The following is a 14,220-nucleotide window of genomic DNA, read 5'->3' as shown; positions in this document are numbered from 1 at the left end:
CGGGCGGACCCGGGCGGGCGGGTGCTACGTCGCCAGGTCCACGCCGTGCTGGTCGGCGGCCTGGAAGAGGGTGACCGTGTCCTGGCCGTGCTTGGCCATCGCGTCGATCTTGGCCTTGATGCTCGTCGTCAGCCCGTACAGGTCCTCGGCCGGCTTGTCGATCTTGGCGTGGTACTGCTTGCCGATGTCGTCGCCGCCGCCGGCCTTGACGTTCTTGGTGTGGATGTCCTCCATCTCCCCGGAGATCTTCCCGACCAGGGCGGACACCTCCTCGAAGTTGCTGAACGCCTTCCTGGCGTCGCCGTCCAGGCGCAGCGTGTCACCCATTGAACTCCTCCTGCCTGACGGACTTGGCGGCCCGGCCGGCGCCGGGGCGCATCGCGGTGAGCGGGGCGAGCAGCGTCTCCAGGTCCAGGCCGGCGCCGGCCGCGAACGGGTCCTCGTCGCCGCGCTCGCCGGTGAAGTTCATCCGCAGGCTCTGGCCGACGCCCTCGAAGCCGCGCATCTCGGCGGTGATCCGCTCGCCCATCCGGGCCTTGGCCTCGTTGAGGACGTCCTTCAGCAGGGCGCTCAACTCGGCGGGGGCCATGGACTGGTAGGCGGTGGTGTGGAAGTTCAGCGCGAGCAGTTCGCCCTGCGGGCCGACCTTCGCGGTGACCATCCGGTCCTTGCTGGTGGCCTCGGCGGTCATCGCCTGCATCTTGCGGGCGGCCTCGGCCAGTTTGGCCTGCTGGTCCGCCAGGTCGGCCAGGGCCTGGTTCAGTTGGTCCTCGAACGCGTACGACATGCCTCTCCTGTTCCGGTCTGCTTCCTTCGTGGGGTCAGCGGCCGATCACGCCGCTGATCGCTCCGGTGTCGGTGCCCCACACCTCTTCGTCCTCGGCCAGCCAGGTGGTGCGCTGGCGGGCCTTCTCGCCCTGGCCGCCGGCGCCCATTCCGCCGCCCATCGGCGGCACCATCGGCATGCCGCCGCTGGTGGACACCGACTGGCCGCGCATGGCGGCCTGCTCCTCGGCGGCCAGCGCGGCGGCCTTCTGGGCCGCGGCCTTCTCCGCGGCGGCGCTCTCGGCGGCGGCCGCGCTCGCCGCGGGGCCGGACTTTCCGCCGGGCCCCTGGGCGAAGTTGTCCTCGACGCGGGGGCCCAGGCCGGCGCCGGAGCCGAGGATGCGGGGGCCGGAGGCGCCGCCGGAGCCGGTGGACGCCGCGGCGCCGCCGCCGGAGCCGAGGCCGCCGAAGAGCCCGGGCAGGGGGGTGAAGGAGCTGCCGGTGCCGGTGCCGGAGCCGAGGTCGACCGTCCAGGGCGCGGTGTCGCCGGAGGACCCGTGCGGGAAGCCGCCGAGTCCGCCGAGGCCCCCGGTGCCGCCGGTCCCCCCGCTGCCGCCGCTGCCGCCGCTGCCCATCGAGTTCCAGGCGCTCTGCAGGTCGCGGGAGCGCTGGAGGTAGTCGGGGATCGGCTTGCCGTCGGCGCCCAGCAGGGTGCCGTCCTGGGCGATCGAGCCGCCCTTCTCCAGGACGTACGGGTTGCCGTTGGCGTCCAGCACGGGCTTGCCCGCGGCGTCGACCACCGTGCCGTCCTCGCGCACGGTCGAGCCCTTGGGCACCTTGGCGTTGGCGCCGTAGACGCCTCCGCCGGTGCCGGCCGGCACGTTCGCGCCCGGGGGGACGACGATCGGCTTGCCGTCCTTGCCGAGCACCTCCTTGCCGTCGGCGTCGTAGACCTTGCCGCCGTCGCCGATGTAGCCGCCGGGCGGCAGCAGGATCGGCTTGCCGTCCTTGTCGAGGAGGACCTTGCCGTCCTTGTCGCGGATCGGTGTGCCGGCGCCGCCGATGCCCCCGCCACCGCCGATCCCGCCCCCGGTGCCGCCAGTGCCGCTGCCGCCGATGACCGGCGGCGGCGGGGGGCCGCCGAGGTCGAGGTTCTGGTGCTTGCCGCCGCCCGCGCCGCCGGCCCCGGACCCGGTGCCGCCGTCCTGCGGGTTGGGCACGTCCTTGGGGTTGGGCACGTCCTTGGGGTTCGGGACGTCCTTGGGGTCCGGCGCGTCCTTGGGCGGGAGCGTGAGGCCGACCGGCACCAGCCCGAAGTACAGCTTTCCGATCAGCGGCTGGTAGGAGGTCCCGAGGTCGGTCATCGTGGCGTTGCCGGGCCCGTCGAGCATGGTGGACACCTTCTGCAGCCACCGGGCCTTGGCCCGGGCGTCGAGCGCGGTGTAGAAGGCGTCGGTGCGCGGGTCGCCGAGCTCGGTGGTGTAGCTCCAGCCGTCCTTGCTCCCGGTCCAGGTCGGCGGGCTCTTGGCCATGACCTCCGTCAGGACCTCCAGGATGCACTGGTACGGGAAGCCGACCGCGTACCAGTTCGTGCGCGCGGTGTGCAGCGCGTCGATGGTGACCCCGATCTGGTGGGCCGCCGCCTTCAGCATCGACGCGTAGTCCGTCGCGGTCAACTGGTTGTTCAGGTCGTCGAGTTCGTAGGCGAAGCGCTGCAGGAGCATCTTGAACTCACCGGCCGCGTCGCCCTCCCAGCTGCTGTCCGGCGCATTGATCTTGGTGGCCCATTCATGGGCGTCCTTGCTCTGGGCGGTCAGCCACTTCTTGGTGTCGTCGATCGCGGTGGAGGCGGCCAGCAGGCTCTGCGGGTGGATGACGTCGTTGCCCTTGGTGCTGACGTTGTCCCCCGTCAGCGCGTCCGCGTCGGGCAGGATCGGCAGCAGGATGTCCTCGCCCTGCCAGTTGAACCTGGACAGCGGGCCGGTGGGGTCGTTGCCCCACTTCGAGTAGTCGATGTGGATCGAGATCAGGAAGTGGTGCGCGGCGTACCCGTCGATGAAGTTCATCACCCACCAGACGTCGGCCGGGCTCCCGTCGGCGCCCGTCTTCTGGTTGTTCGGGTTCTTGCTCTTCAGGCTGTCGTCGAAGTACCCCGTCTCGTTGGTGAGCTTCCCGGTCAGCCACGGGGCGGCCTTGGGGCCCGCGACGTCCGCCCGCTTGACGATGTCCACCGGCGTCTTCTTGGAGTTGAAGGCGGCGAGGATGTCCTCCCAGGGGATGGTCGCCTGGGAGGGGGGCGGGGTGGTCACGGGGTTCTCCAGTGGGGTCGGGGGTGCGGGGGTCGACGGGCCGGCGGCGGGCGGGCGCTACGGACCGGCCCCGCCGCCGCCACCCCCACCGCCGCCACCGCCACCGCCACCGCCACCGGCGCCGATGACGTCCTGGAGGATCTGCATCATCTGGGCGGCCGTCAGGGCGTCCTCGTGCGCCGCCTCCATCTGCTTCAGGAACGACCAGATGTCGTCCTGGGCCTTGGCCAGCTGCTGGTGGAACTTCGTGAAGTCCTGCAGCACGCTGCCGGCCAGGTTGGAGGCGAACAGGTCGTGCAGGTGGATCCCGCTCTCGAACTGCCCGGTCAGCAGTTCGGTGAAGAGGGCGTCCTTGCCGACCCCGCTCTTGCCCGCGAAGGCCATCATGGCCTTGAAACCGGGGTCGCTCTCCAGTCGGGTCAGGCAGGCCGCCAGGACCTTGTACGCGAAGTCCTTCAGGTCGTCGTGGTTGACGCTGAGAGTGGCGACCTCCGTGGACGGCGTGGTCATCAGCCGATGCCCGCCGCGCCGCCCGCGTCGGCGGCGCGCAGCAGGCCGTGCATCTCACGCAGGATGCCGGCGCCCTGGACGATGTCGGTGTTCATCTCCTTGTTCTGGGTGGTGAGGGTGGTCTGGAAGGTCTTGGCGGCGGTGGCGAGGTCGCCCTGGAGTTCGTTCTGGGCGGTCTGGACGGCCGTCTCGAAGTCGGTCATGGCGGTGTGCAGGGCCTGGCCGGCCTGTTGCAGGGCGTCGGCCGCCTCGTCGATGTTGGCGTGGTGGAGCTTGATGCTGCCCATCGGTGGTCCTCCTCGGTGGGGTGGTCCGGATGTCTACGGATGTCTGCGGATGCCTGCGGGGGTTCAGGGGTTGAGGGTGTAGCGGATGTTGTCGGAGATCCCGGAGCCCCCGCCCCACTGGCCGGTGAGGCCCAGGGCCTCCTCGTGGGCGGTGTTGATCTTGCCGTGGCCGGCACTGAACGCGCCGTGGAAGGTGTCGTAGGCCCCCTGGAGCTGCTGGTACCGGCCCAGCCAGTCGTTGATCTTCTGCTGGTACTGGGTGCTGCAGGCGGCCTGGAAGTACTTCTGGACCTCGTCGTTGACGTCGGTGACCTGTGTGGCGGCGCGCTTCATGATGCCGAGGTGGTGCTCCAGGCTGGCGAGGATGCGCTGGACGGAGGCGTCGTCCGTCTGCAGGCTGGGGGTGGTCATTCGGGGGCTCCTGTCCATCGGGCCCGGGGCGTTCGCCGTACCGGGTTCATTTCAGGTCAACGGTCGTGCGGGAAGTACGGGTTCAACCCGGGACGTACGGGTTCAGCGCGGGCACGGCGGTCCCGGCGGCGCGCCGGCAGGGGTGGCGCCGGTGAGGGCGGCCGGGTCGAGGCTGGGGCCGGTGGGCAGCAGGGCCAGCAGCGTGGCGGGCACGCCCGCGGGGGCGACGGCGCCGTAGCCGAGCTGTTTGGCGACGGCGGGTGAGGCGAGCGGGTACTTCGCCCCGTTGTCGGTCACCAGGTAGAGGGTGGCGCCGGCGCCGGCGGTGGACAGGGCGCGCACCAGGGCGCCGCCGCCGGGGCGTACCGCGATGGTGTCGGCGGGGGTGCAGGCGGCCTCGATGCCGGGCTGGGCGGCGGGGGCGGGGCCCTGGACGGCGGTGTCGTCGACGAGGGCCAGGGTGGTGGTGGGCGCGGGGTCGCCGGGGCGCAGTTCGGCGCAGACGTCGCGGCCCTGGGGGGCGGTGAGCAGTTCGGGCGCGGTGGTGGGCAGGGCGGCGGCCGGGCCGGCGGGGGCGGGGGGTGCGCTGTGGGCGGCGAGGTCGGCGGCGCCGATCGCGGTGGGGGTGGCGGCGGTGCCCTGGTAGGCGCTCTGCTGGGTGCGGGGGTCGGCGAGCAGCAGTTGCAGGGTCATCGGGGTGAGCGGGGTGAGTCCGGCGCCGGTGAGCAGGTAGGGGTTGCCGCCGGGGCCGGTGAAGAGCTGTCCGACGCGGGTGGGGTGGGTGGCGAGGTCGGGGCCGGGGGTGCCGCGCTGGTCGAGGTCGGGGGCGGCGAGGTCGGGGCCGGCGGGCAGGGCGTCGAGGAAGGCCTGGGTGACGGGCTGGGCGGTGACGGCGCCCTGGCCGAGGGCCTGGCGGGCGCCGGTGCGGGTGTCCAGGCGCAGGCGGCGGCCGTGCCACAGGAGGTGTTGGGCGCCGTCGGGGGCGGCGACCAGGAGGGCCTGGCCGTCGGTGAGGGCGGTGCCGTGGGTGGTGGGGTCGACGGCGAGGGCCAGGCGGGGGCGGCGGGTGCCGGAGGGGTCGGGGCGCTGGGTGGCGCAGGCGAGCCAGGGGGCGGTGGCGAGGCGGTCGGCGTCGGGCAGGCCGTCGGGGGCGCCGAGGATGCCCAGGGGGGTGCCGCGCGGGGTGTCGGCCAGGGAGTGGACGCTGACCTGGTCGACGGTCAGCTGGTCGCCGGCGAGCAGGCGGGCGGTGGTCTCGTTGAGCAGGGGGTGGAGGGCGCCGTCGAGGTAGAGGTAGCGGGCGCCGTTCTCCTTGACCAGGACGAGGGTGCCGGGTTTCTTCCAGCCGGTGGCGCCGCCGGGGACGAGGACGCCGTAGACGGCGGCGATCAGGCAGGCGAGGGCGGCGATGACCAGGCCGGTGGCGATGCCGCGGGAGGTGCGCCCGGTGGGGGCGTCGGGGGCGTCGGGTTCGCCGCGGAGCATGCCGGTGGCGAGGCGGCCCATCACGAACAGGTGGGCCTGCACCTGGTCGCGCTTCGACTGCATGGTGGTGGTTCTCCTCGGTGGCGGGGGTGGTGCGTACGGCGGGCGTGGTGCGTGCGGCGGCGGAGCGTGCGGCGGGTGCGTGCGGCGGGTGCGGCGGCTGGTGGGGGGTCAGCCGCCGAGGGCGCGCAGTCCGTGGAAGGCCCCGGCCGCGGCGAGGGCGAGCGGCAGGATGCTGACGGCCGCGAGGGTGTGCAGCAGGTCGGCGGCGCGGCCCCAGTAGGGCAGCAGGCGCCGGCCGGGGACGGTCCAGGAGGCGGCGGCCAGCAGTGCGGCGGTGGCGAGCAGCGCGGTGAGCAGGCCGATGCGGGCGGCGGCGGACTGGCCGGCGGCGAGGTGGGCGGTGAGCAGGGCGGGGCCCAGGGCGCCGGGGACGAGGACGGCCAGGCGTTGGGGGATGGAGCCGATGCCGCGGGCGTGCAGCAGGAGCAGCAGGGACAGGGCGCCGGTCAGGGCGGTGGGGGCCCAGCCGTCCTGGCCGGTGAGGGTGGTCAGGCACAGGGCGAGGACGGGGGCGAGGGCGAGGTGGAAGGCCGTCAGGAAGCCGTCGGCGACGGTGCTGCGGGAGCGGACGGTGGCGGCGGGGACGGCTTCGATGCCTTCCTGGAGTTCTTCGGAGTTGCGGGGCAGGGCGGGCAGGCGCAGTCCGGACAGGCGGAAGCACAGGCCGGGCAGGAAGGCGGCGGTGGCGACGGGGAGGACGGCCAGGGTGGCGGCGGTGGCGGGGGCGGTGAGTCCGGCGAGCAGCAGGGCGCCGGCGGCGGTGACGTGCAGGGCGAGCAGGACCAGGCCGAGGAAGAGCGGGGCGGAGCAGCCGACGGCGGCCATGGCCAGGATGGCGGCTCCGGCGCCGGCGCAGCCGCCGGCGAGCAGGCGGGCTCCGGTGGCGGAGGGGCCGGTGGCGGAGGTGAGGAGGGCGCCGGCCAGGGCGAGGTAGGGCACGGCGGTGGCGCCCAGGGCGGTGCCGGCGCCGGCGTCGCCGACGGCGCGGGAGGCGCTGAGGGCGCCCAGGAGCAGGAACAGTGCGGTGACGGCGGCGGCGCCGGCGCGCAGCTGGGGCGGGCCGGGCAGCAGCAGGAGGGTCAGGCCCCCGGCCAGGGCGGTGACGGCCAGGGCGAGGGCGGTGTGGTGGGTGAGGGCGGGGCGCCAGGTGTCGGGGCGTTCGCGCATGCCGGTGGCGAGGCCGTCGGGGAGGTCGTCGTAGTGGACTTCGGGCAGGGGGTCGCGGCGGGGGCGCAGGTGGAGGTCCTCGCCGTCGCGCAGGCCGAGGGCGTCGGCGCCGAGTTCCTCGTCGAGGGGGGCCTGGCCGAGGCGTTGGAGGATCCAGCCGTCGTGTCCGGTGCCCTGTTCGTCGAGGCCGTCGCCGGCGTGGTCGAGGACGGCGGGCAGCAGGTCGGCGAGCGGTACGTCGGCGGGGATGACGAGTTCGAACACCGCGTCGGGTGCGTGGAACCTCAGTCGGCACAGTCCGGTGGCTGTGGTCCCGTTGGCGGTCCCGTTCAAGGTTCTCCTCGTGTCCGTTCGGCGGTGGCCGTGCCGCCGGCGGGGCGGTCTCCTCCTTGGGGCACGGGCCGCGGCGGGTGCGGGGTTCAACCTGCGGCGGGTGCGGGGTCCGACCCGCGGCGGGGCGGCGGCTGAACCCGGGGCGGGGCGCCGTCCGTGGACCTGAAGGACGGCGACCCGGACGGCGGGGCACTTCGCGGCCGTCCCCCGGGTGCGAGGAGCGCTTTCGTTGAGTGTGGTGCTGGTCGACCGTCCGCCGCGGCGCCCCGGGCCGGCGATGCCCGACGGCGAGATCCAGTTGCAGGAGCCGCCGGTCCTGCCGGAGTCGCAGAGCGGCATGTCGAGCATGATCACGATGGCGCCGATGGCGTTGAGCTCGCTGTCGATGGTGTTCGTGTTCCTGCGCCCGGGTGAGGGCGGCGGGGTCATGACGTACGTCGCGATGGGCATGATGGGCCTGTCCGCGGTGGGCATGCTGGTGACCTCGCTGATCCGCGGGTCCAGCGACCGCAAGCGGGAGTTGCGGGCCGAGCGGCGGGACTACCTGCGCTACCTGGCGCAGATGCGCCGTCAGGTGCGCGGGCACATCGTGCGTCAGCAGGAGGCGCTGGCCTGGCGGCATCCGGCGCCGGGGTCGCTGGCCTCGCTGGTGCGCACCTCGCGGCTGTGGGAGCGGCGCGGTACGCATCCGGACTTCGGTGACGTGCGGATCGGGGTGGGGCACCAGCGGCTGGCGGTGCGGCTGGCGCCGTTGGCGACCAAGCCGGTGGAGGACCTGGAGCCGTTGTGCGCGCACGCGTTGCGCCGGTTCATCCACGCCTACGGGACGGTCGCGGACCAGCCGATCGCGGTGTACGTGCGCGGCTACGCCCAGGTGCTGGTGCGTTCCGAGGACCGGGAGGCGGCGCGGGCGCTGGCGCGGGCGATGCTGGCGCAGCTGGCACTGTTCCACGCGCCGGACGAGCTGCGCATCGCGGTGGTGTGCGACGCGGAGCGGCGGGGGCGGTGGGAGTGGGCGAAGTGGCTGCCGCACGCGCTGCACCCGGTGGACACCGACGCGCTGGGGCCGGTGCGGCTGGTGGCGGGGTCGGTGGCGGAGCTGGAGCAGGTGCTGGGGGCGGAGTTCGCGGGGCGCGGGCCGTGGGAGCCGGACGCGCAGCCGGGCCGGGACGAGCCGTTCACGGTGGTCGTGCTGGACGGTGTGCCGGTGGGTGCGGGCAGCCGGGCGGCGCTGGCGGGGTGGCGCAACGCGGTGCTGCTGGACCTGGGCGAGGCGCTGGAGTGGAAGCCGCTGCGGCACCGGCTGCGGCTGCGGATCGAGGAGGGCGGGCTGGCGATGGTCGGCGCGGACCGCAACCACCGGGACGAGGTGACCGAGCTGGGGCGGGCGGACGCGCTGTCGCTGCCGGCGGCGCGGCGGCTGGCCGGGCTGATGGCGCCGTACCGGATCGGGGACCAGTCGGAGGCCGGGGAGCCGCTGGCCGGGGACTTCGACCTGGTGTCGCTGCTGGGCATCCGTGATCTGCACCGGCACGACGTGGCGGACAGCTGGGCGCGGCGCGGCATCGCCGAGCGGCTGCGGGTGCCGCTGGGGATCGCCGGGGACGGCACGCCGGTGGAGCTGGACATCAAGGAGTCGGCGCAGGGCGGCATGGGGCCGCACGGGATGCTGATCGGGGCGACCGGGTCGGGCAAGTCGGAGCTGCTGCGGACGCTGGTGATGGCGCTGGCGCTGACGCACTCCTCCGAGGTGCTGAACTTCGTGCTGGTGGACTTCAAGGGCGGGGCGACGTTCCTGGGGCTGGACCGGCTGCCGCACACCTCGGCGGTGATCACCAACCTGGCCGACGAGGCGGCGCTGGTGGACCGGATGCGCGACGCGCTGCACGGGGAGCTGGTGCGCCGTCAGGAGCTGCTGCGCTCGGCGGGCAACTACAGCTCGCTGCTGGACTACGAGACGGCCCGGGCCGGCGGGGCGGCGCTGGAGCCGCTGCCGACGCTGTTCGTGGTGGTCGACGAGTTCTCCGAACTGCTGGCCGCGCACCGGGACTTCATGGACCTGTTCATCATGATCGGCCGGCTGGGGCGGTCGCTGGGGGTGCACCTGCTGCTGGCCTCGCAGCGGCTGGACGAGGGCCGGATGCACGCCCTGGAGTCGCACCTGTCGTACCGGATCGGTCTGCGGACGTTCTCGGCGATGGAGAGCCGGGGCGTGCTGGGGGTGCCGGACGCGTACCACCTGCCCTCGCAGCCGGGCAACGGGTTCCTGCGCAGCGACATCGCCACGCTGACCCGGTTCAAGGCGGCGTACGTCTCCGGGTCCTACCGGGCGCCGCGCCCGGCCGCGGTGCGCCGGCAGGCGGCGGCGGGGCAGGTCGCGGTGTACGGCACGGGGTACGTGGCGCCGCGTCAGATCGTCGCGCCGGTGGAGGAGCCGGAGGCCGAGGAGGTGGCGCAGAGCCGCAGCCTGCTGGCGATCGCGGCCGAGAAGCTCGTCGACGCCGGGCCGCCCGCCCACCAGGTGTGGCTGCCGCCGCTGGGCGTGCCGCCGACCCTGGACCAGTTGCTGGCGCCGCTGGCGCCGGTGGCCGGGTACGGGCTGACCACCGAGGACGATCCGGGCCGGGGCACCCTGCGGGTGCCGGTGGGCGTGGTGGACCGTCCCTTCCAGCAGGTGCGCGACCTGCTGAGCGCCGACCTGTCGGGGGCGGGCGGTCACGTCGGTGTCGCGGGCGGGCCGCAGAGCGGGAAGAGCACCCTGCTGCGGACCCTGGTGGCGGCCCTGGCGCTCACCCACACCCCGCGCGAAGTCCAGTTCTACTGCCTGGACTTCGGCGGTGGCACGCTCTCCTCGCTGCGCGGCCTGCCGCACGTGGGCGGGGTGACCGGGCGGCACGACCCGGAGCGGGTGGTGCGCACGGTCGCGGAGGTCAACGCCATCCTGGCCCGGCGCGAGCAGAGCTTCGCCGAGCTGGGCATCGACTCGGTGGCGGCGTTCCGGCGGGCGCTGGCCGAGGGCGCGCTGCCCGGGGAGGCCCACGGTGACGTGTTCCTGGTCGTCGACGGCTGGAACACGGTGCGCCAGGAGTTCGCCGACCTGGCGCCGGCGCTGACCCTGATCGCCCAGCGGGGCCTCAACTACGGCATCCACCTGGTCGTGGGCACCACGCGCTGGGGCGAGGTGACCGGTGCGCTGCGCGACCTGCTGGGCACCCGCTTCGAGCTGCGGTTGGGCGACCCGGTGGACTCCGCGATCGGGATGCGCATCGCGGCGACCGTGCCCAAGATCCCCGGCCGCGGGCTGACCGGTGAGGAACTGCACTTCCTCACCGCGCTGCCCCGGCTGGACGGCAGCGGCGGCACCGAGGACCTGGGCGAGGGCGTCGCCGACCTGGTGGACGCCGTCGCCGAGCACTGGCAGGGCCCGCGCGCCCCCGAGGTGCGGATGCTGCCGCTGCACCTGCCCGCGGCGGCGCTGCCCGCCCCCGAGGGCCGGCTGCGGGTGCCGCTGGGCCTGCAGGACGTCTCGATGGCCCCGCTGTGGCACGACTTCGAGGAGTCGCCGCACCTGGTGGTGGTCGGTGACAGCGAGGCGGGCAAGACCAACCTGCTGAAGCTGGTCGCGGCCGGCATCACCTCCGCCTACCGGCCCGACGAGGCACGGATCATGCTGGTCGACTACCGGCGGGTGCTGCAGGGCGCGGTGCCGCAGGAGTACCGGCTGGGGCACGCGGTCGCCGTGGACGTGCTGCGCCAGATCGTCGACGGGGCGGCGCGGGCGATGGCCAACCGGCTGCCCGGACCGGACATCCCGCCGGAGCGGCTGCGGCTGCGGGACTGGTGGGAGGGCCCCGAACTGTTCATCCTGGTCGACGACTACGAGCTGGTCGCCGGCTCGTCCGTCAGCATGGGCGCCCATCCGTTCGCGCCGCTGCTGGACTACCTGGCGCAGGGCGCCGAACTGGGCCTGCACCTGATCGTGGCGCGCAGCGCCAACGGCATCGGGCGGGCCGCCTCCGACCAGCTGCTGCGCAAGCTGGAGGAGGTCAACACCCCGGCGGTGCTGCTGTCCTGCCCGCCCAGCGAGGGCTTCCTGTTCGGCAACACCAAGCCGCGGGTGTTCCCCCCGGGGCGGGCCCTGCACATCACCCGGCGCCGGACGGTGCAGGTGCAGACCGCGCTCGTCGACGACGGGGACGGGGACGGGGACGGGAGCGGGGGGACGGGGCGGTGAGCCGGGCGTCGGCGGGAGCGGACGGCGGCGGGAGCGGAGCGCGGCGACGGCGGGAGGGGGCGGCGATGAGCACCACCGCACAGGCGGACCCGCACACGGCGGGCCCGCGCACCACCGGCGCCCCGGGCCCGGCGGCACCACCCGCCGCACACACGGACGACAGCGGGAAGGCGCGGCGATGAGCACCACCGAACAGGCCTCCGGGGCACGGCGCTGGCTGCCCCGCCGACGCGCCGACACCGACACCGCCCCGGCGCCCGCGGCGGCGCTGCACGAGGTGGGCCCGCACTTCGTCATCGCGCCCGGCGCCGCGCACGGCCCCGACCCGGCGGCGCTGCCCGCCGCGCTCACCGACGCGCTGGCCGCGCTGACGCCCGTGGTGGGCACCGTCACCGTGCTGGCCGTGGCCGCCGACGCGCAGCCCGTACTGCTCGGCCGGCTCGACGACCTGGCCCGTACCGCCGCCGACCGCAAGGCCGCCACCCTGGTCCTGGCCGCCTCCGGTCTCGCGGCCGCGCCCGAGTCCGGGCGCCGCCCCGCCCAGCGGCTCGCCGAACTGGCCGCCACCAGCGTCGTGGCCCCGGACGGGCTCGTCACCCTCCGCCCCGACGGCACCCTGCTGACCACGGGCGCCACGGACACCACGCCCTCCTCCTGGTGGCTGTTCGCCCCGGACGGGCGCACCCGCCGGCTCGGGGCGGTGTGGCCGCTGCCGGGGACGGACGGGGGCGGGCCGCGCGGCCGGGAGGGGGCGGCGGGCGCAGCGGCGGCCTCGGCGGCGGCCGTTGTGCCGGGCCGGGTGAACGCGGCACCGGCGGCACCGGCGGGCGTGCCCGCGACGGTGGCGCCCGCTCCGACCGCACCGGCCGCACCGGCGGTGCCCGAGGCGGCGTCAGCAGCAGTGCCCACCGGGCCCGGGCCCGGCCGTGCCCCCGAGCCCACCCTCGCGGCGCCCGCCGTCGTGCCGGGCCGGGTGAACGCGGCACCGACGGCACCGCCGATCGCACCGACGGCACCGGCCCCGACGACGCCCGAAACGGCGTCAGCAGCGGTGCCCAGCGGGCCCGGTCCCGGCCGTGCCCCCGAGCCCGCCGTCGCCGCGCCCGCCGTCGTGCCGGGCCGGGTGAACGCGGCACCGACGGCACCGACGACGCCCGAGACGGCCCCGCCGATCACACCGACGGCAGCGGCCCCGACGACACCCGAAACGGCGTCAGCAGCAGTGCCCACCGAGCCCGGTCCCGGCCGTGCCCCCGAGCCCACCCTCGCGGCGCCCGCCGTCGTGCCGGGCCGGGTGAACGCGGCACCGACGGCACCGCCGATCGCACCGACGGCAGCGGCCCCGACGGCGCCCGAAACGGCGTCAGCAGCAGTGCCCAGCGGGCCCGGTCCCGGCCGTGCCCCCGAGCCCGCCGTCGCCGCGCCCGCCGCGGCCGGGCCTCCGGACGGCGCGGCCGATCCGCTGATGACCGTGCTGCCGTACGGCTTCTGGTTCCACGGTGCGCCCGCCCCGGCCGTCCCGCCGGGGCCGCTGCTGGGTGCCGCGGCGGCGCCCGGCACGCCGGTCCTGGTGGTGGGCCGCCCGGACGCCCCCCTGCCTCCGGTCGCCGATGTCGCCGCCATCGCCACCGCCGCCGCCCGGCTGGGCCCGCCCGGGACGTCCCCGGCCGACCTGCTGGTCAGCGCGCCCTGGGCCGGCACCTCGGCGCTGGTCACCCTGACCGCCGTGCTCGCGGCCGCACTGGGCCGCGAGGTCCGGGCCGCCGTCGGCCTGCCGACGCGCACCGCGCACGGCTGGTCCTCCCGCGTCCTGGCTGCCGACGGGGCCCAGGCCTGGGAACCGTGGCTGACCGAACTGACCGCCTCCCCCGCACTCGGCCGCGTGATCGCCTCCGCCTGGCGCCCCCTCCCCGCGGCCTTCGCGGCCTGCGGACCCGCGCTCCACCAGGCACCGGTCGCTGGCTGGCGCCTGGAGGCCGTCCCCGCCGGACTGTGGCTGCGCCCCGAGGAGCCGCCGAGCGACCGCAGCCCCCGCCTGCTCGACCCGGACCCGGCCCGGCCGACGCTCATCGCGGGTTCGGCCGACCGGACGGCGCCCGCCGAGGTGCTCGACATCCTGGACGACCTGGTGTCCGCCCTCACCGACCCGGGCGCCCCGGCCCCGCGTCTGCTCCTCCCCGGCGCCCCCGCCGTCCGCCGACCCCACGCGGCCGGCCCCGCGACGCCCGCTCCGGCCACTCCCGCTCCGGCCACTCCCGAAACTCCCGACTCCCCCTCCCCGCAGGCCCGGCAGTGCGCCCCCGACAGCGGCAGCGAGCCGCCCGTCCTGCCGGAGCCCATCACCCCCGCCACGGCACCGACCACCATGACGGAGAGCACCACCGCCCCCAACTCCCCTGCCCCGCGGACCTCTCAGGCCACCCCCTCCCCCGGCCCGGCCGCCCCCGAAACCCCCGACACCCCCACCCCGCAGACCACCCTGCCCCCGACCGGAAACGACAGCGAGTCACCCTCCCTGCCGGAACCCGCCACCCCCGCCACGGCACCGACCACCACAACCGAGAGCACCACCGCCCCCAACTCCCCTGCCCCGCAGACCTCTCAGGCCACCCCCTCCCCCGAAAGCGGCACCACCCTCACTCCCGCGCCCGACCCC

The 14,220-nt window shown here is 75.5% G+C and carries 9 protein-coding genes and 1 pseudogene; 2 read left to right on the top strand and 8 right to left on the bottom strand.

Features of this window, described 5'->3' with window-relative positions; all coding sequences use genetic code 11:
• Positions 1-24 precede the first annotated feature (24 nt).
• The 8 genes from ACZ3YL_RS17695 to eccD all read right to left on the bottom strand — a co-directional run bounded on the left by ACZ3YL_RS17695 (position 25) and on the right by eccD (position 7,330).
• The gene (locus ACZ3YL_RS17695; RefSeq protein WP_188302862.1) at positions 25-327 is read right to left on the bottom strand and encodes a hypothetical protein; all 303 of its coding nucleotides are present in this window, start codon (positions 325-327) and stop codon (positions 25-27) included.
• The gene (locus ACZ3YL_RS17690; RefSeq protein WP_188302863.1) at positions 320-787 is read right to left on the bottom strand and encodes a YbaB/EbfC family nucleoid-associated protein; all 468 of its coding nucleotides are present in this window, start codon (positions 785-787) and stop codon (positions 320-322) included. The genes ACZ3YL_RS17695 and ACZ3YL_RS17690 overlap by 8 nt, the downstream gene beginning before the upstream one ends.
• Before the next feature lie 34 nt (positions 788-821).
• Complete coding sequence (locus ACZ3YL_RS17685) at positions 822-3,074, bottom strand: WXG100 family type VII secretion target (protein WP_465658267.1); 2,253 nt, start codon at positions 3,072-3,074, stop codon at positions 822-824.
• 57 nt (positions 3,075-3,131) lie between these two features.
• On the bottom strand, positions 3,132-3,584 hold the full coding sequence (locus ACZ3YL_RS17680) for a hypothetical protein (RefSeq protein ID WP_465658265.1): 453 nt from the start codon (positions 3,582-3,584) through the stop codon (positions 3,132-3,134).
• Complete coding sequence (locus ACZ3YL_RS17675; RefSeq protein ID WP_188302866.1) at positions 3,584-3,871, bottom strand: hypothetical protein; 288 nt, start codon at positions 3,869-3,871, stop codon at positions 3,584-3,586. Before ACZ3YL_RS17675 ends, ACZ3YL_RS17680 begins: the two co-directional genes overlap by 1 nt.
• A 63-nt stretch (positions 3,872-3,934) precedes the next feature.
• The gene (locus tag ACZ3YL_RS17670; RefSeq protein WP_188302867.1) at positions 3,935-4,282 is read right to left on the bottom strand and encodes a hypothetical protein; all 348 of its coding nucleotides are present in this window, start codon (positions 4,280-4,282) and stop codon (positions 3,935-3,937) included.
• A 102-nt stretch (positions 4,283-4,384) separates the two neighbouring features.
• Positions 4,385-5,830, bottom strand: coding sequence for a type VII secretion protein EccB (gene eccB, locus ACZ3YL_RS17665; protein ID WP_465658263.1), 1,446 nt, complete (start codon positions 5,828-5,830; stop codon positions 4,385-4,387).
• A gap of 108 nt (positions 5,831-5,938) precedes the next feature.
• Complete coding sequence (gene eccD / locus ACZ3YL_RS17660) at positions 5,939-7,330, bottom strand: type VII secretion integral membrane protein EccD (protein ID WP_465658259.1); 1,392 nt, start codon at positions 7,328-7,330, stop codon at positions 5,939-5,941.
• A 229-nt stretch (positions 7,331-7,559) separates the two neighbouring features.
• Here eccD and eccCa point away from each other — a divergent pair, with 229 nt between their 5' ends.
• Both eccCa and ACZ3YL_RS17650 read left to right on the top strand, forming a co-directional pair.
• Entirely contained in the window at positions 7,560-11,564 is a 4,005-nt protein-coding gene (gene eccCa / locus ACZ3YL_RS17655; RefSeq protein ID WP_465658257.1) for a type VII secretion protein EccCa, read from the top strand.
• A 178-nt stretch (positions 11,565-11,742) separates the two neighbouring features.
• Positions 11,743-14,220: pseudogene (locus ACZ3YL_RS17650) on the top strand (hypothetical protein); the annotation flags it as partial.

The organism is Kitasatospora sp. NPDC023176, from assembly GCF_055560495.1.
The sequence above is the reverse complement of the archived record's forward strand: the minus strand, read 5'-3'. Positions and strand labels throughout refer to the sequence as shown.